Genomic DNA, 20,954 nt, shown 5'->3' with positions numbered 1-20,954 from the left:
CCCATTCGATAAGCCACCACCGAGTGATACCACAATGTAATCCGTCACGGCAGGCCATCTTAGAACGATTTTGGAGGCTCGATAGGAGCGATAGCCAGACCGGCTCACCATTTGCGCTTTGGTGCGATGTCCCTGAGATCTGCCGCGCGCTCATGTGATCCAGTGTTGCTAGATGCGTGAATGGCAACGGAAGGCCGGACTTAATCCATTGGATTGACGCACTAGACGAGCCACTTCCAACACCGTGCGGCGCAGCTAACCGGATCGATGGTTTTCACCGAAAGTGCTGTTTCGACTTGGTGAAGAACCTCGACCATCCCTGCACACCCCAGAACAACGGCGGAGATATCATCGTGGGTTTGGGCGTGCAGCGCTTCGGATGTGATGATCTCTCCCGCCTTGTCCGGGTTTGCATCCAGTTCCAAAACCGGCACGTCCGAGGCGCGGACCTTGGACAGGTATTGGCTCAGGCCAATGCGCTGGATGTTCGCCTCAAGCACCGGAACGGACACGGAAAGCGTAGTGACAATGCTAAAGCGCCAGTTTCTGAGCGCGGCGTAGTGATAAGCGGCTTGGCCGATCCCGATGACCGGACAACTTGCGCGCGCGACCGCCTCAGTGAGGGCGGTGTCATCAAAGCAGCCTATGACAATTCCATCCGCGCCAGACTGTGATGCCTTGTCGACAAGATCCAAAAGCGGCGACGTCGCAGCTTCGCCATCCGTCGGGCCCTGAATGGCAGGCGGGCCTTTGTCCGAGGTCCAACCTTCGAAGTCGATCTCGGGCGCCGACCGACGGGCTTGCGCCAACATCGCCGCGGTCATTGAGGCTGTGCTGTTTGGGTTGATGATGACCACGGCCATCAGACCAAGCCTTGCCCGGCGTCAGACCCATGACGGGTCCGGCGGCGGTTCATGAACCAGACCACCAGTAGGAAAATCCCTATCACCAGCAGTGAAAAAACAGTGGTGAGTGTGCCCAAGGCGAACAAAACCGGAGTGGTCACGTTTGTGGTCATTCCGAAAACTTCGAGCGGTAATGTGTTGTGGCTGCCAGAAGTCAGCAATGTCCGTGCGAATTCGTCGTAACTGAGCGTGAAACCAAAGAGCGCGACGCCAATCAGCGAAGGGGCGATGATGGGCAAGACCACGTGACGGATGACTTGCCAAGGGCTGGCTCCGAGATCGCGGGCGGCTTCTTCGTAGGACCGATCAAACCGGTTGAAGACCGCAAACATAATCAGCAGACCAAACGGAAGCGTCCAGGTCAGTTGCGCGCCAAAGCCAGAACTGGACCAATGCACCGGCAGACCGGATTGCGACCAGATCAGCCCGACGCCGAGCGAGATCAGAATTGATGGGATCACCAGCGACGTGATGATCAGGTAAAACAGCACCGTCGCCCCTGCGAAACGCTTGCGAAAGGCCAGACCGCCCATGACCGAGACCACGACAGTGGTCACCATCACCATAAGCCCCAGAACAAATGACCGTCGAAAAGAGCCCCAGATATCGCCAACAGCTTGTTGTTCGAACAGATCACGGAACCAATGCAGGGACACACCCCGCATCGGGAACGTCAAACCGCCGCCCGGGCCCTGGAACGACAGGATGCCGATGGTCAGCGTGGGGCCATACAGAAAGACCAGAAACAGCACAAAGAAGGCGCTGAGGACGTAAAAGGACTTTGGGCGCGGCTCCATCGTCACAACTCCTTGCGAATGTCTACGAAGCGCAAAAGCGTTCCGATCAGCAGGAGGACGGTGATCAACAGGATCACGGCGGTTGCAGAGGCAGAGGGATATTGCAGCAGTGCAATGTCGTTCTGGATCAGCCGCCCCATGTTGGCGGACTGGCTGCCCGACATGAACCGCACGGTGATGAAATCTCCCATGACCAGCGCAACCACAAAGATCGTGCCGATCATGATGCCCGGTTTGGTCAGCGGAACAATGACGTGCCATAGCGTTTGCCAGCCTGTGGCACCCGCATCAGCCGCAGCCTCAATCAGCGATTTGTCGATCCGCATCATCGTGTTGAAGATCGGCACCACCATGAACAGCGTGTAAAGATGGACAAAAGCGAGCACGACGCTGAAGTCGCTGAACAGCAGCCATTCCAAAGGCTCGTCGATCACCCCCATGGAGATCAGTGTGGAATTGGCAATCCCGTTTCGCCCCAGAAAGGGAATCCAAGAGATCATGCGAATGATGTTTGAGGTCAGAAACGGGATTGTGCAGAGGAGGAACAGCGCGATCTGCCAAGTCAGACTTCGGATATGGAACGCCAAGTAGTAGGCAACCGTAAAGCCAATCAACAACGTGCAGACCCATGTAATCGCGGCATATTTTAAGGTGTTCAGAAAGACCCGATAGGTCACGTCCGAGGTCAAAAGGAACGCGTAATTGTCAAACTGGAAGGCCGGATAGATCGACCATTCAGTCGCGCCCCAAAAGCTGACGACGACGATCATGGTGATCGGAGCGACAAGGAAAACGAGCAATACCAGCGACAAGGGTGACGCCAAAAGCCAGCCAATGACCGAAGTGTTCCGCACGCTTACCCCGAATGGTTTTGTCTTGAAGTGGTGCCGGAGGGCCAAAACCCTCCGGCTGGCATCGCTTAGGCCGCGATGAACTCGTTCCATTTGCGGACCATGTACTGGTTCTCGTCCATGACGGCGTTCCAGCAGGCCACAGCGCCCATGCGATCGTAGAAAGATCCGCCGTCGCGCACGGCGCCCGCTTTTTCCATCACATCGCCGAACGGGTTGGTGATGTCGCCTGCGGCTTCTTTGCCTTCGAACCAGAAGCCCCATTCGTCTTCGGACATAAAGTTCTTGGATGTCTCCGGCACAGCAGAGTAATAGCCTTGGCGCATCAGGAAGCCGCCGACCCATCCGCTGAGATACCAGTTGATGTATTCGTAGGCCGCATCCAGTTCCATGCCCGACAGCGAAGCGGATAGACCAATGCCGCCGCCCCACGAGCGATAGCCTTCTTCGAGCGGCTGATACACGCATGGAATGCCTTGCGACCGCACAGCTGTGATGGCGGGCGACCACATCGACTGGATGACCACCTCGCCAGAGGCCATCAGGTTCACGCTTTCGTCGAAGGACTTCCAGAAGGCGCGGAACTGACCATTCTTCTTGGCCTCGGTAAAGATGCCGAGCGTCAGGTCGATCTCTTCCTTGGTCATGTTGCCCTTGTCGGGATAGGTGTATTCGCCCATCGACTCGACCACCATCGCCATGTCCATGATCCCAATGGACGAGATGTCGAGGATCGACGCCTTGCCCTTGAACTCCGGGTTCAAAAGCTCGGACCAGTTGTTGATCGGACGGCCAATCAGATCGGGGCGGATGCCCAGAGTGTCGGCGTTGTAGATGGTCGGAATGAGGGTCATCCACCCGGATTCCTCGTCCACGAACGTGGTCCCGTCAGCACCGGTTGTAAATCCGACCGTGTGCGGTGCCGTGCCCTGCGCGATCACGCTTTCCGGGGTTAATTTGCCGTCACGGAAAATGCCGACGATCTTGTCGTAGTTGGCAATCTTTGAGGTATCCATGGCCTGCAGGTTGCCCGTGGGCCAGACCTTCTTGCAGATCCAATACTCGATATCGGCAATGTCGAAACTGTCGGGCTGCGTGGCCGCGCGCTGCGTCACACTGTCGGAATCGAGCGCTGTCATTTCCAAGGTAAAGCCCAAGTCCTCCTTGACCTTTTCAGCCACTTCATTGAGGTTCGACACCCCGGTGCCAAACTGGCGCAAGGTGATGTTTTTTGTCTCTTGTCCCCATACCATTGGAGCCGGAAGCGCGGCGGCCGCCACCGCCGCGCCACCTGCCTTCAGCATGGACCGACGCGAATAGCGTACTTTTGAGATCGTCGTCATTATTTGTCCTCTCTGTTGAATACGTCGTTATCCAGCCAGGGCATGTGCAGCCTCAGCCTCCCAGTCGAGGCCAATGGCCTCGCCCAACTCCCTCGGGTTGCCGAAGAAATCCTTGTCAGACAGAAGCGCCGTGACCTCTTGCGCGCCGGGGACAGCGGCGGTCAGCGCGACATGCGTGCCTTGATATTCAATATTGGTGATTGTGCCCGGCAACTTGGCCCCATCGACCGACGTGATCTCAAGCGCATCCGAGCGCACCGCAACCAACCCCTCTGGTATTGAGACAACGTTGTGAGACCCCAGAAAACGGGCAACAAAGGCGGTTTTGGGTGCCTCAAAGACCGCGCGTGTGCGGCCTGCCTGTTCAATCCTGGCGTCGTTCATCACCACGATCTCATCAGCCAGTGCCAATGCTTCGTCCTGGCCGTGCGTGACGTGCACAAAGGTGATCCCCAGTTCGCGCTGCAGCTTCTTCAACTCAGCGCGCATGCGGATGCGCAAAAACGGATCGAGCGCGGACAAAGGTTCGTCCAGCAAAAGAACATCCGGTTTTGTGATCAGAGCCCGCGCCAAAGCCGCACGCTGCTGTTGACCGCCGGACAATTGCGCCGGGAGCCGGTCTGCGAGGGATGTCATATCCACAAGCTCGAGCATCTCACCGGCTCGCGCATGACGCGTCGCCGGATCGACGCCTTGCATTCTAAGACTGAAAGCAACGTTGTCGCGCACCGTAAGATGCGGAAACAGCGCATAGTTCTGAAACATCATCGCCGTCCCACGCTTGGCGGGCGGCAATTGCGAAATGTCGCGGCCACCCAGCGTGACCGCCCCGTCCGAGACCGTTTCATGCCCCGCGATCATCCGCAGCGTGGATGATTTTCCGCAACCGGACGGACCGAGAAGACACGCATAGGTGCCCGCGTAGAAATGATAGCTGATCGCATCAACCGCAATCGTCCCGCCATACCGTTTTGTCAGGCTGACGAGTTCAAGGTCCAGTTTTTGGCGCATCGCATCCCCGCATGTGTGCCCTGACGCTGCGACATCTCGTGCGGCCGCACCAAGGTGAATCGGATTTTCGAGCGCAACAACGCGAGCGGAACGCCTAAACTTTGTCAGGGCAGACCGATGCTGTATAAAAATTGAGCGGATATTGTATACGATCTGACGCAGCATCGTGCGCAGCATTGCGTGCAACCCGAGCACAGGGCAGCGTCACGGCAGGAGGTGCCATGTGTCGGTCATTCTAAAAGCAAAACCTGCAACGGCAGCCGAAATCGCTGCCCAATTGACGGAGGCCATTCACGAACACCGGCTGCAACCCGGCGCAAAACTCCGCGAGGATGAGGTTTGCGATATCTTTCAGGTAAGCCGCACAATTGTCCGCCAGGCGCTGCACTCGTTAGAACACAAGGGATTGGTCACGATCCTGCGCAACAAAGGCGCGTTTGTTGCCAAGCCATCGCTGAAAGAGGCGCGCGAGGTGTTTGAAACTCGGTCTTTGATCGAACCGGCTATGGCCCGCGCCGCCGCTTTGCGCGCAACACCTCACGACATTGCCTTCCTCGAAGCACATATGAAAGCAGAACAGGACGCCATTGATCGAGAAGAAGTTGGACCGGCCCTCAAACTGTCGGGCGATTTCCATGTCCAGATCGCTCGAATTGCCGACCACCATTTGATCGAAACCCTTCTAAAGCAACTCGTGGCCCGTTCGGCGCTGGTGATTGCGCTTTATTGGCGTCGCCGAAATGCGCTGTGTGACAGCTCATCGCACAGTAGCCTCGTAAACGCGTTGCGTGACGGGGATGCAGACAATGCCGAAGAGATCATGAAGGGGCATCTTCTGGATCTCTTGATGCAGTTAGATCTGCGCGACAGCCCAACCGGACCTGTTTCCCTTAGAGATGCGCTCAAGAAATGATTGACTATCGGACTGCATCTTTAAGCGAAGTGTCGGTCGCTCTGTCATGGGCCGCTGACGAAGGTTGGAACCCAGGTGTGGACGATGCAGAAGCGTTTTATGCTGCTGATCCGCAGGGTTTCTTCGTCGCTGTCGACCAGAATGCCGAACCGATTGCGTCCATCTCGGTCGTGAACCATACGCCCGATTTCGCCTTTTTGGGGCTGTACATTGTGCGTCCAGACTTTCGCGGGCGTGGAATTGGGCTCGGGCTTTGGGCGCACGCCTTGCGACACGCGCGCAGCAGAACCATAGGCCTTGATGGTGTCGAAGCGCAGCAAGACAACTATCGCGCCTCCGGCTTTACCTATGCCGGTGGAACAACGCGGTTTACCGGACAGATCAGCGGGCAGCCGCAGCCGGTCATTGAGACCTTTGATCCGGCGGACATAACGGCCTTGGTCCAAATGGAAGCGGCGGCGTCGGGTGTTTCGAAACCTGAATACCTGCATCCTTGGCTAACAGGCACGTCAAATAGAACGACGTTCGTTATGCGAGATCAAGGTGCTGTGGTTGGCTTTTGCACGATACGCGCTTGCCAGACCGGCGCGAAAATCGGCCCCCTAGTCGCCGAAAACGCGGCTGTTGCTCGGAAACTGGTTGTGCACGCGTCTGCAGGTTTCGCCGGGCCAATCAGTATGGATGTCCCCGATACGTCAATCGAACTTCAGGAACTTTGCCGGACCCTCGGATGGCAACCCAGCTTTAAAACTGCGCGCATGTATCGAGGGGGTTTCGATGCGCCTAAGCACACCTGTTTTGCAGTCTCTAGCCTGGAATTGGGTTGACGAAGGGATGTTTGAACAGAGAGCCTTCACTTCGCACCGGTGTCTTCTGTTGTGAAACAGAGGTTGATTATACTTTAGGTAGTGTCGACTTTGTGCTGCACCTCTCCCATCCATAGATCTCGAGGTTTCGCTATCGCAGCGACGTGCACTAAGCGCGCAGTGATTGCCATATTGAAGAGTGCGAGTTCGCGGTGGTCATCGGTTGATCCTGTCACCTTGGCCTGGTCACTCATGCCGCTTTCAGCCAAGCCCCTTTGTCTATGCCATCGAAGCCCTCGCAACTCATGGTCCCGTTTGTGGCCTTTGGCTGACGCTCAATCGACTGGAGCGCTGCGACCTGTGGGCTGGCTCAGGATTTGGCCCCATGCCACCAGTGACACATTCGAAATCAAAATGATCCTCGCTGATCCATGATCAAATCCCGCGAGAAACTGCAATAACGTGCGATGCTTGGCGCAATCCTGCGTCGCTATCGTACATGTCTGGTGACCATACCAAACCGGTCACTCAAAGATGTCCATGATGTTTTCGAAAATGCTCTCCCGCTTCCGGCGGCGCGGGCGTTGTCCATGCGACTTACGACGTGTGGGGTAGGCGTCCTCTTCGTGATAGGCATCATCGTGATACGCATCCGACGCCCGAGCCTCATGGCCACCGCCTTCTCGAAGACCCTCTTCGCGGATCATCATGATGATCTTCTCAAGCTCGCCTTTATCCAGCCAGATGCCGCCCGAGGTCGGACAGATGTCGATCTTGACGCCGTAGCGTTCGATTTCTCTCATCGGAGAGCCGTCAATCGGAGAGCTCATCAGGGGCATGTTTTCAATCCTCTTTTGCGCAGCACTCACAGACTGCTCATTGCGTTCAAATTTAGGTGGAGTGTCTTCGCTAAATTGCAAGGTTCGACAAGGCGCGTTCGAGCTTCCGTTGCGCTGCTTTCCCTTAGAGTACTGCAGACAGATTGCAGACCGGCACGGTAGTCCAAAAGAACCGGCAAGAGGTTGATTTACGTGGCAAAGCGCGATGTGATCTTTCGAAACGGAATCGTGGCCAACCAAGACGATGTTGGCGAAACGGATACCTGCATCCGGGACGATAGGATTGCCACTTTGGGCGATCTTTCGCGCGCCGACATCGAGACAGTGGTAGACTTCAAACCCTTGCGTGTTCTACTTGGCCTGATCGGCACTCAGGTTCATTTCGCGAACCCGGCATGGCGCACAAAGGAGACCTCGAAACCGGGTCGCGCTGTGCTGTTCCGGGTGGCGTCAGTGGCGAGTTTGAAATGCTCACCACTAGCCTGCCGACGACGCGAGACGCTTTTGATGGCGAGTTTCTCAGATAGCGGCAACAAGCGCAGAGTTCACGTTTCGGCGCACTTCAAAAAATGACGGTTTCACCGAGGATCCATCACTTGCCTGTTTTGCACACGCAATTTCAAAGCCAAAGTGCGGCCTTTAGCGATCCCGCCTCAAACCAACTCTACTACCAAGAATTGTAGGCCAAGAACTTACCAGTCATCTCAACCTTTACACGATCCCCTTTTTCATAGGGGATTTTCGTCACCGACATGTCAAAGTCGATGGCAGACATGATGCCCGTGCCGAACTTTTCTTCGATCAGGGCTTTGAGCGTTGGGCCATAGACGCCGACAATCTCGTAGAAGCGATAGATGCAAGGGTCTGTTGGAACCGACTGTTCCCACACCTTTGTAGGCGGTTCTTCCAGAACGCTGACAGCTTCTTGCGGCAGGGACAAGGCGGTCACCAGGGCCTCGGCCTTCTCTTTTGGAAACCCGTTCATGCCCATACAGGCCGAATGCGTCCAAACCGGAGACATGTCGATTTTCTCTGCGATGCCTTCCCATGTTAGGCCCGCCTGTTTTTTGGCGGACAGGATCATCATGGTCACGTCTTCTTTGGTCATCATGCTGGGCACCTCAAATGTGTCTTTCATGTTTTTGTCCCTCCTCAAGGACGAGTTGTGTTTTACAAGCCGAGTTCGCTGAGCCCGGGATGATCGGAAGGCCGCACCCCTTGCGGCCAGTGAAATTTGCGGTCCGTCTCAGCGATTGGCACGTCGTTGATGGATGCGTGGCGCACAGCCATGTGACCCGTTTCGCTGAATTCCCAGTTTTCGTTGCCATGGGCGCGGAACCATTGGCCGGTCTCGTCATGCCATTCGTAACAAAAACGCACTGCGATCCGGTTTTCTGAATGCGCCCAGATTTCCTTGATCAGGCGGTAGCCGGTCTCGGCGGCCCATTTGCGCGTGAGAAACGCCTCGACCTCGTCGCGGCCGTTTAGAAACTCTGACCGATTGCGCCAGCGGGTATCAGGCGTATAGGCCTGTGCAACCTTGGCTGGGTCGCGCGTGTTCCATGCATCTTCAGCCATGCGCACTTTTTTGACCGCGTCTTCGTAGGAAAACGGCGGCACGGGCGCTCTTGGGGTCAAATCCAGTGCAGCCATCAGTCGTTCACCGCCCGTAAGTGCGCACCTTCAGGTTCGATGTCCACATCGGCCTCCGCGTGGGCCGCTTTGTCGATATGCACAGTCTCGGGCCGTTGGTCCTGTCCGTCCGAGCCGTGACCAGCCAGATCTTTGGAGCGCTGGCCAAGAAACTGAACCAGATGATTGCGGATGGCATAGTAGTTTGGATGCTCGACAATCTCGGTTCGATTGCGGGGGCGCGGGATGGTGATGTCGACGGACTCGGCCACGCGCGCCAAAGGACCGTTGGTCATGAGCAATATACGATCAGCGAGCAGGATCGCTTCGTCAATGTCGTGGGTGATCATGAAAACAGTTTGCTCAGTTTGGCTCCAAACTTTGATCAGTTCGTCCTGGATTGTCCCACGCGTCAGAGCGTCGAGCGCACCAAAGGGCTCATCCAGCAACAGCAGTTTCGGTTGGTTGGCGAACGCGCGTGCGATGGAGACGCGTTGGCGCATCCCACCGGACAGCTGCGAGGGTTTGCGATGCACCACATCCCCCTCTAGCCCGACCATGGCCAGATAGGCGCGCGCATGCTCTTCGACTTTTGCCTTGGACCAACCCTTGTGGCGGGCGCTAACCCCGAATGTCACGTTCTTCAAAGCGGAAAGCCATGGCAGAAGCGAATAGTTCTGGAACACCACACCACGGTCCAGCGATGGACCCGACACATGCATGCCATCCATCTTGACCACGCCAGATGTCGGCTCCGCCAGCCCGGCAAGAATGTTCATGATCGTCGACTTGCCACATCCGGAATGGCCGAGGATGCAGACGAATTCGCCTTTCTCGACACCAAAGCTCGCGTTTTCAAAAACGGTGAGCGTTCCGCCTGCACCGTCTGGGAATTGCTGTGTTAGCCGCTCGATTGACAGAAATGGTTTGGCCATCTCGCTTCTCCTTATTCTACGTAAGACACGGCGCGCTGCAGGCGGGCAAAGGCAGCGTCAAGCAGCATGCCCATCACGCCGATCAACAGGATGGCAACGATCATTCGGTCGAGCCGCAAACCATTCCATTCATTCCAGACCACGTAGCCGATGCCCGTGCCCCCAACGAGCATCTCCGCAGCAACGATGACCAGCCATGCAATCCCTATGGAAATCCGCATGCCGGTGACAATCGTGGGCGCCGCAGCGGGCAAGATCACGGTGAGCGCGGTGCGGAGCGTCCCCAATTCATGCGTGCGGGCCACGTTGACCCAATCAGAGCGAACGCTGGCGACGCCGAACGCTGTATTGCTGAGCATTGGCCAAAGTGAACAGATGAAGATCACAAAGATTGACGATAGTTCGCTGTCCCCGATCGTGAACAGAGCGATGGGCATCCAGGCGAGTGGTGAGATGGGCTTGAGAACCTGAATATACGGGTCCAGCGCCTTATAGGCCAATGGCGACATGCCGATCAAAAAGCCCAACGGGATCGCTACCGCTGCGGCCAGGGTGTATCCAATGATGACGCGCAGCAGCGAGTACCCGATCTGGATACCGAACCCCATATCGTTGGTACCCGCGACATAGAATGGGTCGGTGATCGTTGCCCAAAGTTCGACGCCAATCTTAGCCGGAGATGGAAAGAGCGAGCCTGGCGCAGGCGCAGAGTTTGCATCTGGCACGCTGATGCCAAGCGCGCGAATGCCTCCAGCCATTTCGATCGTTTCCCGAGAAAGATTGAGCGCAGCAATCTGCTCAAGCTGAGGAAACGCAACGCCCTGGCTAGCGTAGAACTCGATATCCTCCGCGGCCATGTTGTTTCCAAGCAGGGTGTCCGTTTGCTCTGCAGACAAGACAACCCCGACCGGCCCGGTTTCAGGGACGTGCGTCGCGAAATGCCAGATCGCAAGGCCCGAAATCAAGATGAGTACGGACAGCAATGCGCTGCGGGCGTCGAAATTTCGGATCATACCAAGCCTCTGGAAAGGGGTGCCAAAAACGGGGCGGCAGGCCGCCCCGTTCCGTATTGTGTCTTAGATCGTGCGGCTGAAGGGCTGGCCATCGATGAACTCTTGTGCAGCCTCTGGCGCGAATGTTTGGCCTTGGATTTCCACCGGGGCAAAAACATCTTGCTCCGCGTCCGAGAACGTCAGGTTGACGTCTGCATTCATCATTTGGCGCATCGTCTCGCGCGTGGTGGTTGTCAGAACCAAGTCCTCGGCCAGCGTCGCGTAGTTCGTATCGCTGTCGATGTAATTCCAGCGCCGCAGTTGCGACAGAACCCATGTGCCCATGGTTTGCGTCGGCAATGGCATGAAAGAAATCCGATCAGGCACCGCCTTGATGTTACCCTGACCATCTGGGAACACGCCAGTGAGGATCTGCTTGAGAATTTCCACGGGCTGGTTGAGGTAGTTTGCCGGAGCCATGGATTCTGCAAATGCCACCCTGCCGTCCGCAGTTTCCGCCGCGGCGGTGGCCTCCAAGATCGAGGTTGTGAGCGCCATCGTGGTGTTGGGGTTTTCTGTGATAAACTTCTCAGACAAGCCAAACACACAGCACGGGTGTTGCTTCCACAGATCCAATGTCAGCTTGTGGATAAAGCCAACCTGGTCATAGACCGCGCGCTGGCAGAACGGATCCGGCGCAAGATATCCGTCCACATTCTCTGAGCGCAGGTTGGCAACCATTTCTGGCGGCGGCACCACGCGAATTTGAATGTCGCGGTCGGGGTCAAGACCTGCGTCTGCCACGTAGTTCCGCAACAGCAGATTGTGCATCGAGTATTCAAACGGCACCGCAAACTTGAAGCCCTTCCAGTTTTTCGGATCCTGGTTGTCGATGTGCTTGTTGGCCAGCACGATGGCCTGGCCGTTGGTGTTCACGTTGGACACCACCTTCCAAGGCTGCGCGGTTGAGCCTATGCCCAACGACATCGCCATCGGCATCGGGAACAGAAGGTGCGAGCCATCATATTCGCCGTTTAGACATTTGTCGCGCGATACAGCCCAACCGGCTGTTTTCACAATGTCCACGTCAAGGCCGTATCGTTCATAAAAGCCAAGGGCATGCCCGCCGATGATAGGCGTTGCGCATGTGATGGGGACAAAACCCAGCGTCAGCTTGGTCTTTTCGAGGTTCTTGATCGCTTCCTCCGCCATCAGTTGCAGTGACGACAGCGGGAAAACGGTGGCCACCGCGGCCAGAGCGCCAGTCACACCAGCGCTGCGCAAAAAGGCGCGACGGGACAGGTCGGTTTTGAACAACCCTTGCATGACCGAACTCTCCAAGGCTCGCGTCATGCCGACCTCAGGGTTCAGCGCTTGTTTGGCGCGTTTGCGCAGGATCTCTGCATCTTCAGCAGGTAGGCCGACATACGGATTTGCAGGCTCACCAGAGGCCTCGCCGCATTCATTCCAAACGTCGATGTTCGGGTTAAACGGATCTTTGAAGTGCGTCATCAATCACCCTCGTATTTGTTGCAATCGGCTTTGACGGGAGAGTGCCAAAGCTAAGCTGTGGTATTGATCCGACACGAAAGTACCAGGACCGAACCACCAAACTGCGTCAACGATGAAAGGGTTTGCGGGCAGAAAAAAGCACCCGCCCAAAATTCGTGCGCTTTGAAAACATATAATGTTTACAGTGTATAAGCCGCGAATTCGTGTAAATACAGATTACGATATTTCATAATTTACGAAATATCGTTACCCGTATCGATAATCGCTGATTAACCTACCCGGGATGTCAAAGACGATCGCTCCACCCGATTCCCGCGTCGCAGCTTTGCCCGAAGCAGCACTCGTTCTGTGCACGCGCACCGACACAATCCAAGAGGCCAATGACCACGCTTGCGAGACCTTGGGCTTTGAGCGTGATTGCTTGCCCTTGTTTCGCACAGTTGTGGACACCCAGATTGCGAAATTCCTGGTGTTCGTCGATGAAGTTGACACACGAAGAGAGGCGTGGACGCGCCAAATCACGTTTCGCCGCAGCAGCGGAGCGGCGCTGCGGTGCGAATTGCGCGGCCACAAATTGGAGGACGCCCCCGGTCATATCCTCCTGATGATCATTGATCTGGATGCTATGGACCGGCGCGCGCGTCAGACAGAAATTGCGGAACTGCAAAGCGCTGGCATTGACGAATGGCGCCGCGCTGACGCCTTCTTTTCTGAACTGGAGCGACGCAACCAGCTGATACTGAACGCCGCTGGAGAGGGCATATATGGCCTAAACGCGGAAGGGAAAACCACCTTCGTCAACCGTGCCGCGCAAGAAATGTTGGGTTGGACCAGTGAAGATCTGATTGGCAAGGACATCCATTCGATCATCCATCACCATCACTTGTCAGGTGAGTTTTACCCCCACTATGACTGCCCGATCTACAAGTCCTTTCGCTATGAGCAGGTCAATCGTATCGAAGATGAAGTGTTCTGGCGCAAAGACGGAAAACCGCTGCGCGTCGAATACATCTCCACCCCCATTTACGACCACCAAATCCTGGCCGGAGCAGTTGTCATTTTCCGCGACATCACGGAACGCAAAGAAAGCGAGATCAAGCTCAAGAATGCGATGCAGGAGGTCGCTGATCTGCGAGATCGGTTAGAGCAGGAAAACGAGTATCTGCAGGCAGAGATCAACTCGGAACGCGCGCATCACGCGATCATAGGTGCCTCGGCAGCCACAGAACAAATCTTGGCGCGCATTGACTTGGTCGCTGAAACGGAGGCGACCGTTTTGATCTCGGGTGAACCCGGAACCGGCAAATCTCTGATCGCGAGCGAGATCCACCAAGGCAGTTCGCGACGCAAGCGGCCTTTGATCCATTTCAATTGCAGTTCGGTCATTCCAGAAGCTGTGGAAGCCGAGCTGTTTGGCCAGGTGCGCGGCGGACCTCATGCGGCAAGACAGGACAAACCCGGTAAGCTTGAGCTTGCACATGGCGGTACCTTGTTTCTGGACGAGGTCGAGGAGTTACCACCCGACATTCAGGGCAAACTACTACATGCACTGCAAAGCAAATCGGTTACCCGGCTCGGGGATACACGCGAGAGGGCCCTGGACATCCGCGTGATCGCAGCGACAACTGTCTCGCAAGGCCGCGCGTCCGCTGAGACGAAACTGCGGGAAGCGCTGTACATGCACCTCAACGTGTTTCCAATTGCCTGCACACCTCTCAGAAAACGCCCGGACGATGTGCCATTGCTCGCAACCCACTTGCTCAAACTGGCATGTAAGAAGCTCAATAGACCTTTGCTCGCGATTACTGAACGCACAATGCAGCAGCTACAAAGCTACGCTTGGCCAGGGAATGTCAGGGAAATGCGGAACGTTATTGAGCGCGCCGTGATCATTTCGAAAGGCAGAAAGCTACACGTCGAGCCCTTGGGCGTGACCGCAGATCCTGCCTTGAACGTAGATCAGATTAGAACCGAAGCGGAACTTCAGTTCTCGGTACGCGCCAATCTCGTTTCGGCCTTGAAAGCCACGAACGGAAAGGTGTCGGGTTCGCAGGGCGCAGCCGCATTGTTGGAGATGCGCCCCACAACGGTCTATTCGCGAATTAAAGCCTTCGCCATCAAGAAGAACGAATGGCTTTAGGCATCTTGTGGATCTGACCGTCGCCTGATTTCGCATTTGCGGCGAAGGGCTGTTATGCGTGCTACGCCTGCCGCATCTGAACCGGTCAGCGGACAGCGGACAGCGGCTTCGCAACGATACCGCTTTCGCGACACAACTTCACAAAACGGATGCGTAGCAGCAAGATCTCTCACACTTTCTGGTCTCGGTTTGATAATTCAACAGTGCCCTCAAAGGTCTGTGCTGCCTGTGCAGGGCCGCAGTTGAACTCGCACCAAGCAGGCAGTATTGGGCTTCAGACAGAACAACCCGGAGACCAACGGATGCCCTACGCACCGGAACAGATCGAACCCAAATGGCAGGACTTCTGGGCCAGAAACGACATATTTCGTGCCGAGGTCGATCAGACCAAGCAGAAATACTATGTGCTGGATATGTTTCCCTATCCTTCGGGTGCTGGTCTCCATGTGGGGCACCCACTAGGGTACACAGCTACGGATATCGTAAGCCGCTACAAGCGGATGAAAGGGTTCAACGTGCTGCATCCCATGGGGTGGGACAGCTTTGGGCTGCCAGCTGAGCGCTATGCGATGCGGACCGGGATTCACCCAGCAATCACAACAAAGGAAAACACTGACACCTTCCGCGCGCAGATCCAGCGGCTTGGCTTTTCATATGACTGGTCACGCGAACTGGCAACTACATCTCCGGACTTCGTGAGATGGACCCAGTGGATCTTCCTCAAACTGGTTGAAAACAATCTTGCCTACCAAGCCGAGGTCGCTGTGAACTGGTGCCCGGCGCAAAGCACCGTTCTTTCCAACGAAGAGGTTAAGGACGGCAAATACATCGAAACCGGCGATCCGGTCGAGCGCCGCCTGATGCGTCAGTGGATGCTCAAGATAACCGCCTACGCCGAAAAGCTGCTGGATGATCTGGATGATCTCGACTGGCCCGACGGCATCAAGGCGATGCAGCGGAACTGGATCGGACAGTCTCACGGGGCCGAGATCAGCTTTGCAATCGAGGGCAGCGATGCGCAGGTGAAGGTGTTCACCACTCGCCCCGATACGCTCTTTGGCGCCACATATTGCGTTCTCGCGCCGGAACATCCGCTTGTTGATGCGATCACTCGGCCCGAACAGCGCGAAGCGGTTCAGACCTATGTAAGCGAGACGGCCAAGCTATCGTCCTTCGAACGAAGTGAGTTGAACCGCGACAAGACCGGGGCATTCACAGGCGCGTACGCCATCAACCCCGTGAACGGGGCAAAGACCCCTATCTGGGTCGCGGACTATGTCACGATGGACTACGGCACCGGCGCTGTCATGGCCGTCCCGGCCCACGATACGCGCGACCACGAGTTCGCCCGCAAGTTCGAGCTGCCCATTATCGAGGTCGTCACGCCAGAAGAAGGCCACGACGTTCAGGCAGAGGCCTGGACAGGCGATGGCACACTCGTGAATTCCAGTTTTCTCGACGGCCTGGACGTCGATGCAGCCAAGGCGCAGGTCATCGAATGGCTTGAAACCGAAAAAGCAGGGCAGGCAAAGGTCACCTACCGCCTGCGCGATTGGCTCTTTTCGCGCCAGAGATACTGGGGCGAGCCGATCCCGATCATACACGGTGAGGATGGCTCTTATTCCACGGTTCCAGATCAGGACCTGCCTCTGCTGCCGCCCAAGCTGGAGGAATACGGACCAGGCCCCGACGGCGCACCGCCACTTGCGAGGGCCACCGATTGGGTTCAGACAACTGACCCGACAACCGGGAAGCCCGGCCGCAGGGATCTGAATACCATGCCACAATGGGCCGGATCATGCTGGTACTATCTGCGGTTTATCGATCCAAACAACGATCTAGCATTCGTAGACACAGAAAAAGAACGCTATTGGATGCCAGTTGATCTCTATGTGGGTGGGGCCGAGCACGCGGTGCTGCACCTGCTTTACGCACGGTTCTGGCACAAGGTGCTGTATGATCTCGGGCTGGTTTCCACAGCCGAGCCATTCCAGAAGCTGTTCAACCAAGGAATGATCCTGGCGCATTCCTATCGCGACGCGCAAGGACGCTTTTATGAGCCCGAAAAAGTGGAAGAAAGCAGCGGCAAGTTCTATGCCGACGGCAAGGAACTGGTTCAGAAGATCGAAAAGATGTCCAAGTCGCGGTTCAACGTCGTCAATCCAGACGACGTCGTGCGCGAATTCGGAGCTGACAGCGTTCGGCTCTATGCCATGTTCATGGGGCCACTCGAAGCGACCAAGCCATGGGACACGGCCAGCATCGCGGGTGTGAGGCGCTTTCTCAATCGTGTCTGGCGTCTTGTCCATGACGATGACGACAATGTCGACATGGCACGCCTGACAGACGAGGCACCCGATGCGGCTCTTAACGGTCAGCTTCAGAAAATGATCGCGGCGGTCACGTCGGACATTGAAGAACTGCGCTTTAACACCTGCGTTGCGCGTCTGATGGAAATGACCAACACCCTGACACCAATGTCCCGGCGTCCACGGTTCGTGATCGAACAGTTCATCCTGGTTCTAGCCCCCTTTGCGCCACACATGGCCGAAGAGCTTTGGGGCGCACTGGGACACGAGACAAGCATCGCTTATGCGCCCTGGCCCAGCGTCGCCGAGGATGCGCTGGATGCCGCTGATGCGGAGCTGAAGGAGTATCCCATTCAAATTAACGGGAAAATTCGCGCCCGGGTTATGGCCGCACCAAACCTTGCTGGCGAAGATCTGCTGAACGTCGTCAAATCTGACGAGAAGGTGGCGGCCTTGCTTGACCAAGTTACCGTTTTACGGGAAATTCCTATCAGAGATAAACTCGTCAACTTTGTCGTCAAAGGATGACATGATTTGAGGATTTTTCTACGACATGCCAGCCGCCGCACGTTTCAATCTGAATTTCTCTGAAACCCAACTGTTGGACAGCCTCAACCGGGTCTCAGATACGCTTTGGCAGCCGGTCATCGAACGCAAAGGAAAGAACTGGTCCGGGATTGCACTGCGTTCTCACGATGGCGATCCGACAACCATGGAGTTCAGTGGCGTGAGTTATCAGGACACGCCTGTTGTTTCGGACACCCTGTACTTCAAAGAGGTCATGGATAGCTTCCAATGTGATCTCTTTAGAGTGCGCCTATTGGTTCTACATCCTGGCGCCGCCATCGGTGAGCACACGGATGAAGCGGCGGAAAACACACCCGACCAGATACGCTTGCACGTTCCCATCATTACCAACGACAAAGTGGAATTCATCGTTGATGGTGAGCGTCTGAGGTTAAGCCCAGGCGAGGTTTGGTACGTCGATACGCTCCGCCCTCACAGCCTCAGAAACGATGGTGACGCTGCGCGTGTTCATTTGGTGATAGACTGCGTGGTCAATGACTGGGTCAGGCAGCATCTAGATGCCGCGATGGCGCAAGCCGCATAGCGGGAGATGCGCGAAGACTTTGATGAAGTCCTGCGGGTTTTTAACCTTGGACGCGTGGATTTACATGAGCAGCAGTCGCCAACACGCTGCCAAGTGATCCGGGCCGTTGGCTCCGTAGTGGATAGCGCAATCAAGATCTACCCGGCGGACGCGGACATTGGTGAGCTATCAACCGAGTTGGCCTTTGTGTCGCATCTTTACACGTCGAAGCTTCCTGTGCCGCGGTACCGGACAACCCGCGACGGCTCGCGTTTCATCAAGCAGCAGGACGGAACACTCGCAACGGTTTACGACTGGATTGAGGGACCGGTCCGCCCAACCCTTGACGGAACGGAGGTCTTTCCGCGCGTGGTCAAACTGATGGCCACTATCCATATCGCCTCGGCTGACTTTCGCACGCCACGATCAGATGACTGGCTGTGGCAAGATGCAAAAATGTGCCTGGAGCGTTTAGGCTCAGTACCACAGGATTTGCTAAAACGTTTGACCAAACTCTTTGCGAAAGGACAACCATGGCGGCCCTATGACACGCATCACCTGTGTCACAACGACTATGGCAGTTCCAATATCGTTTGGCGCTCCAGTGACGACACGCCGTGGCTCATTGACTTCACCAATGCGATCCGGGCTCCGCGAGAGTGGGACTTAGCTGGGCTATGCGCAGATCATCTCTTGCGCAGCGCCACACCGCTGGAGCCGAAAGCCGTTTTGGCGCAGGCCGCAATGACCCACGACAACGAAACTTGCGCACGCTTAGATCGCGCGCTTCTTGCGACATGCTTTCCGATTGTTCTGGGTCAGCGGGCAGTCTTTGCGGCATTCAATGCTGACGACGATGCGCCTCCTTGTACGTGGAACGGTTTGCGCCGCGTGCTGGACGTGGCGGATACACAGAACGTCTAGTTTATCGGTGCATAGGGATGGCGCCAGGTCACCACGCAAAAGTCGTCGACCCGCTCAAAGCCGATTCTTTGGTATAGACGCGCTGCTTCTGCAGAACCGGTACGCAAGCACGCCTGCCTTGCGCCGCGTTGATACGCCACCTGCAAAGCCTGCCTAAGAAGGGTTGTAGCATGCCCGCGACCGCGATGCTCTGGCGGTGTCCAGACGCCTCCGACATGTGCCAAACCGTGGCGGAAATCGCAAAAGCGGCACATGGAGACGGGCTGTTCGCGGTGCCACAAAACAAAAGTATCCTTGCTAGCGACAAGTACCTTTGCCATTTCCCCGACATTTGCGTTTAAAGCCGGATCCGGCCCGGTATGACCGGTCTCATGCGCAAAATCGCTCAGCCATGTCGTGAGTGTGTTGGAACAAAGCCCACGGACATCTCCCAGGCACGCTTCACGCAACAACGCGCCGGAACCAGCGCGCTCGCAATGCGCTTGGAGCGATATTGCAAACGCCTGCTCGCGTTCATGTCGTGCTATGGACTGGTCGCGCAGCATGGATGTTGCAAGGCAGGCGTCGATAACTGGTGCAGCCCCGATCAGCCCCTTAGCTGGCGAGGTGAACGTGGCCCAACTCGCTTGCTCCATTATTTGTTCAGCGGCGGCAGGCGCTAGTGTATGTATGGCGACATGCCCATGGTGTAGACGCGCCATGACACCTTTAAGGTCAGAGGGTGAGTTCAACACAAACCAGTCGACTGGTGACGCAGATGACGATGCGATCCGATCCAGATGTTTTAGGAATGGAAGCGCTGCAATAACATCGTGAGACACCAGGAAACAGCGCAGCCGGTCCAACTGAGAGCGCGTCAAAGCCGTCACATCAGGTTTGATCACACGCACCGCTCTGTTCTTGTGCATCGAGCGCCGCACAGCTGTTTAAAAAAAGAGGCCAGTCGCCCCGGAACCCCCGGTCGCGCAGCGTGTCATAGATCAGGCGAAGTGCTTGGGTCTGATCGTGTGCAGCCATTGCCCGGTATTGATGTTTCAGCTCAGATAAATCGCGACTCCAATCGACTTGCGTAAAATGCGCGGCGAGCGTGATTACATCCCAAGGGTCGACCTGAACACTTCCACCAAGAGCTTCGAGGCCGACAATGAGCTCACTCCAATCGCCCTGCCCGACCGCAATCAGCCGGTCCAGTTCTTGGCCAAGCGCGTGCGTCCCTGGCTCCGTTTGTTTTAAGACATCACGTGTGCGGGTGACGGACTGGGACAGAGTCAGAGGGTTGAATGGCTGGGTCGTGAGTGTCTCGGCGATATGGTGCAGCGCGTCATCTCGACTGTCATAGCGCCGCATCAGATTGTGCAGGTCAGGATGAGCCAAGTGAAGGATACCCAATTCCCACATGAGCGCATCGGAATGATCGGGAGCATGAAGGAATTTGAACGCTGCGCATTTGCTACCCAGAACGGTGCGCAGATGATCTTGACGGCGGTCTCCCTTGAACACGGACCCCTTGCTCCGGCTGAGCAGGCTTGAGGCACAGGCGTCTTTGCATCCTGGTTTTTCGAGCATGATCACCATCGGCGACACGCCCTGTTCAAAGATCATGCGCATGACCCGCACCAGCAGCGGCGGGAGTTCTTTTGGCGCCTGTTCATCATGGCTGCGGATGGTTGCAACCGTATCGAAACAGATGTCGATGGACCCGCCATAGATTGGATGAAAGCCATGTGATGCCAAGTATTCAAGCGCCGTGCCAAACTTGCGGGATACGGCGGCCTCTGGAAAGAACAGGGCGAACGTCACGTTCCTAACTCGGTCGGCAGAAATTCCGAAGTCGTTGACCAAAAGCTGCCGCCCGATGGCGGCAAAACGCGCCCGGTCAACACAGGCCTTTGCACCATCTGATCCCTTTGGATGGGTGATACTGCCAGTGGGTGCAGTGGAGGGCTGCTGCAAAA

General features: G+C 56.3%; 21 protein-coding genes. 8 read left to right on the top strand and 13 right to left on the bottom strand.

From position 1 onward, the window contains the following. Positions 1-221: 221 nt before the first annotated feature. The 5 genes from FD715_RS17920 to FD715_RS17900 form a co-directional block, all read right to left on the bottom strand. Entirely contained in the window at positions 222-863 is a 642-nt protein-coding gene (locus tag FD715_RS17920) for an aspartate/glutamate racemase family protein (RefSeq protein WP_147113080.1), read from the bottom strand. Then, positions 863-1,702 (bottom strand): ABC transporter permease, encoded by an 840-nt coding sequence (locus FD715_RS17915; protein WP_147113077.1) that lies wholly within the window; start codon positions 1,700-1,702, stop codon positions 863-865. The genes FD715_RS17920 and FD715_RS17915 overlap by 1 nt, the downstream gene beginning before the upstream one ends. A gap of 2 nt (positions 1,703-1,704) precedes the next feature. Further along, positions 1,705-2,556: an ABC transporter permease gene (locus tag FD715_RS17910; RefSeq protein ID WP_223274969.1), complete on the bottom strand. Its 852-nt coding sequence runs from the start codon at positions 2,554-2,556 to the stop codon at positions 1,705-1,707. 65 nt (positions 2,557-2,621) lie between these two features. Next, positions 2,622-3,887 (bottom strand): PotD/PotF family extracellular solute-binding protein, encoded by a 1,266-nt coding sequence (locus FD715_RS17905; protein WP_223274972.1) that lies wholly within the window; start codon positions 3,885-3,887, stop codon positions 2,622-2,624. A 36-nt stretch (positions 3,888-3,923) separates the two neighbouring features. Then, the gene (locus tag FD715_RS17900; RefSeq protein ID WP_147113068.1) at positions 3,924-4,907 is read right to left on the bottom strand and encodes an ABC transporter ATP-binding protein; all 984 of its coding nucleotides are present in this window, start codon (positions 4,905-4,907) and stop codon (positions 3,924-3,926) included. A 166-nt stretch (positions 4,908-5,073) separates the two neighbouring features. On the opposite strand from FD715_RS17900, the gene FD715_RS17895 reads away from it, so the two are divergent. The 3 genes from FD715_RS17895 (at position 5,074) to yidD (ending at position 7,044) form a co-directional block, all read left to right on the top strand. Continuing rightward, on the top strand, positions 5,074-5,820 hold the full coding sequence (locus tag FD715_RS17895; protein WP_223274968.1) for a GntR family transcriptional regulator: 747 nt from the start codon (positions 5,074-5,076) through the stop codon (positions 5,818-5,820). Next, complete coding sequence (locus FD715_RS17890) at positions 5,817-6,647, top strand: GNAT family N-acetyltransferase (RefSeq protein ID WP_147113065.1); 831 nt, start codon at positions 5,817-5,819, stop codon at positions 6,645-6,647. The genes FD715_RS17895 and FD715_RS17890 overlap by 4 nt, the downstream gene beginning before the upstream one ends. A 178-nt stretch (positions 6,648-6,825) precedes the next feature. Beyond that, entirely contained in the window at positions 6,826-7,044 is a 219-nt protein-coding gene (yidD, locus tag FD715_RS17885; RefSeq protein WP_147113062.1) for a membrane protein insertion efficiency factor YidD, read from the top strand. 106 nt (positions 7,045-7,150) lie between these two features. Here yidD and FD715_RS17880 read toward each other — a convergent pair whose 3' ends face one another. Further along, a complete protein-coding gene (locus FD715_RS17880; RefSeq protein ID WP_223274966.1) occupies positions 7,151-7,456 on the bottom strand; it encodes a zf-TFIIB domain-containing protein in 306 nt (101 codons plus the stop codon). Between the two features lie 201 nt (positions 7,457-7,657). Here FD715_RS17880 and FD715_RS17875 point away from each other — a divergent pair, with 201 nt between their 5' ends. After that, the gene (locus FD715_RS17875) at positions 7,658-8,038 is read left to right on the top strand and encodes a hypothetical protein (protein WP_147113055.1); all 381 of its coding nucleotides are present in this window, start codon (positions 7,658-7,660) and stop codon (positions 8,036-8,038) included. A gap of 94 nt (positions 8,039-8,132) precedes the next feature. Here the strand turns inward: FD715_RS17875 and cynS are convergent, their stop codons facing one another. The 5 genes from cynS to FD715_RS17850 all read right to left on the bottom strand — a co-directional run bounded on the left by cynS (position 8,133) and on the right by FD715_RS17850 (position 12,536). Continuing rightward, positions 8,133-8,603, bottom strand: a complete 471-nt coding sequence (cynS, locus tag FD715_RS17870; protein WP_223274965.1) for a cyanase — start codon at positions 8,601-8,603, stop codon at positions 8,133-8,135. A 32-nt stretch (positions 8,604-8,635) separates the two neighbouring features. Beyond that, positions 8,636-9,118, bottom strand: coding sequence for a nuclear transport factor 2 family protein (locus FD715_RS17865; RefSeq protein ID WP_147113051.1), 483 nt, complete (start codon positions 9,116-9,118; stop codon positions 8,636-8,638). After that, entirely contained in the window at positions 9,118-10,032 is a 915-nt protein-coding gene (locus FD715_RS17860; RefSeq protein WP_147113048.1) for an ABC transporter ATP-binding protein, read from the bottom strand. The genes FD715_RS17865 and FD715_RS17860 overlap by 1 nt, the downstream gene beginning before the upstream one ends. An 11-nt stretch (positions 10,033-10,043) precedes the next feature. After that, complete coding sequence (locus FD715_RS17855; protein WP_223274964.1) at positions 10,044-11,045, bottom strand: ABC transporter permease; 1,002 nt, start codon at positions 11,043-11,045, stop codon at positions 10,044-10,046. Positions 11,046-11,108: 63 nt separating this feature from the next. Further along, positions 11,109-12,536: an ABC transporter substrate-binding protein gene (locus FD715_RS17850; protein ID WP_147113044.1), complete on the bottom strand. Its 1,428-nt coding sequence runs from the start codon at positions 12,534-12,536 to the stop codon at positions 11,109-11,111. A 283-nt stretch (positions 12,537-12,819) separates the two neighbouring features. Here FD715_RS17850 and FD715_RS17845 point away from each other — a divergent pair, with 283 nt between their 5' ends. The 4 genes from FD715_RS17845 (at position 12,820) to FD715_RS17830 (ending at position 18,999) form a co-directional block, all read left to right on the top strand. Beyond that, positions 12,820-14,676 carry a sigma 54-interacting transcriptional regulator gene (locus FD715_RS17845; RefSeq protein WP_147113041.1) on the top strand — a complete coding sequence of 619 codons (1,857 nt, stop codon included), beginning with the start codon at positions 12,820-12,822 and terminating at the stop codon, positions 14,674-14,676. Between the two features lie 302 nt (positions 14,677-14,978). Next, positions 14,979-17,513: a leucine--tRNA ligase gene (gene leuS, locus FD715_RS17840; RefSeq protein ID WP_147113037.1), complete on the top strand. Its 2,535-nt coding sequence runs from the start codon at positions 14,979-14,981 to the stop codon at positions 17,511-17,513. Between the two features lie 25 nt (positions 17,514-17,538). Then, positions 17,539-18,096 (top strand): aspartyl/asparaginyl beta-hydroxylase domain-containing protein, encoded by a 558-nt coding sequence (locus tag FD715_RS17835; RefSeq protein ID WP_147113032.1) that lies wholly within the window; start codon positions 17,539-17,541, stop codon positions 18,094-18,096. Between the two features lie 6 nt (positions 18,097-18,102). Continuing rightward, positions 18,103-18,999, top strand: a complete 897-nt coding sequence (locus FD715_RS17830) for a phosphotransferase (protein ID WP_147113029.1) — start codon at positions 18,103-18,105, stop codon at positions 18,997-18,999. On the opposite strand, the gene FD715_RS17825 is transcribed toward FD715_RS17830, so the two are convergent. Together FD715_RS17825 and FD715_RS17820 are read right to left on the bottom strand one after the other, a co-directional pair. Continuing rightward, on the bottom strand, positions 18,996-19,883 hold the full coding sequence (locus FD715_RS17825; protein ID WP_189799541.1) for a GNAT family N-acetyltransferase: 888 nt from the start codon (positions 19,881-19,883) through the stop codon (positions 18,996-18,998). The two genes, FD715_RS17830 and FD715_RS17825, sit on opposite strands and share 4 nt — an antisense overlap. Next, positions 19,870-20,952 (bottom strand): hypothetical protein, encoded by a 1,083-nt coding sequence (locus tag FD715_RS17820; protein ID WP_147113023.1) that lies wholly within the window; start codon positions 20,950-20,952, stop codon positions 19,870-19,872. Before FD715_RS17820 ends, FD715_RS17825 begins: the two co-directional genes overlap by 14 nt. Positions 20,953-20,954 lie beyond the last annotated feature (2 nt).

Source organism: Tateyamaria sp. syn59, assembly GCF_007995245.1.
Lineage (GTDB): Bacteria > Pseudomonadota > Alphaproteobacteria > Rhodobacterales > Rhodobacteraceae > Tateyamaria.
Note: the sequence above shows the minus strand (reverse complement) of the source record. Positions and strands in the feature narration are given on the sequence as shown.

Bases quoted from the DNA above. Each gene is read 5' to 3' on its own strand.
- FD715_RS17920 (WP_147113080.1), bottom strand. From the start codon at position 863: ATGGCCGTGGTCATCATCAACCCAAACAGCACAGCCTCAATGACCGCG.
- FD715_RS17915 (WP_147113077.1), bottom strand. From the start codon at position 1,702: ATGGAGCCGCGCCCAAAGTCCTTTTACGTCCTCAGCGCCTTCTTTGTG.
- FD715_RS17900 (WP_147113068.1), bottom strand. From the start codon at position 4,907: ATGCGCCAAAAACTGGACCTTGAACTCGTCAGCCTGACAAAACGGTAT.
- FD715_RS17890 (WP_147113065.1), top strand. From the start codon at position 5,817: ATGATTGACTATCGGACTGCATCTTTAAGCGAAGTGTCGGTCGCTCTG.
- FD715_RS17880 (WP_223274966.1), bottom strand. From the start codon at position 7,456: ATGAGCTCTCCGATTGACGGCTCTCCGATGAGAGAAATCGAACGCTAC.
- cynS (WP_223274965.1), bottom strand. From the start codon at position 8,603: ATGAAAGACACATTTGAGGTGCCCAGCATGATGACCAAAGAAGACGTG.
- FD715_RS17865 (WP_147113051.1), bottom strand. From the start codon at position 9,118: ATGGCTGCACTGGATTTGACCCCAAGAGCGCCCGTGCCGCCGTTTTCC.
- FD715_RS17860 (WP_147113048.1), bottom strand. From the start codon at position 10,032: ATGGCCAAACCATTTCTGTCAATCGAGCGGCTAACACAGCAATTCCCA.
- FD715_RS17855 (WP_223274964.1), bottom strand. From the start codon at position 11,045: ATGATCCGAAATTTCGACGCCCGCAGCGCATTGCTGTCCGTACTCATC.
- FD715_RS17850 (WP_147113044.1), bottom strand. From the start codon at position 12,536: ATGACGCACTTCAAAGATCCGTTTAACCCGAACATCGACGTTTGGAAT.
- FD715_RS17845 (WP_147113041.1), top strand. From the start codon at position 12,820: ATGTCAAAGACGATCGCTCCACCCGATTCCCGCGTCGCAGCTTTGCCC.
- leuS (WP_147113037.1), top strand. From the start codon at position 14,979: ATGCCCTACGCACCGGAACAGATCGAACCCAAATGGCAGGACTTCTGG.
- FD715_RS17835 (WP_147113032.1), top strand. From the start codon at position 17,539: ATGCCAGCCGCCGCACGTTTCAATCTGAATTTCTCTGAAACCCAACTG.
- FD715_RS17830 (WP_147113029.1), top strand. From the start codon at position 18,103: ATGCGCGAAGACTTTGATGAAGTCCTGCGGGTTTTTAACCTTGGACGC.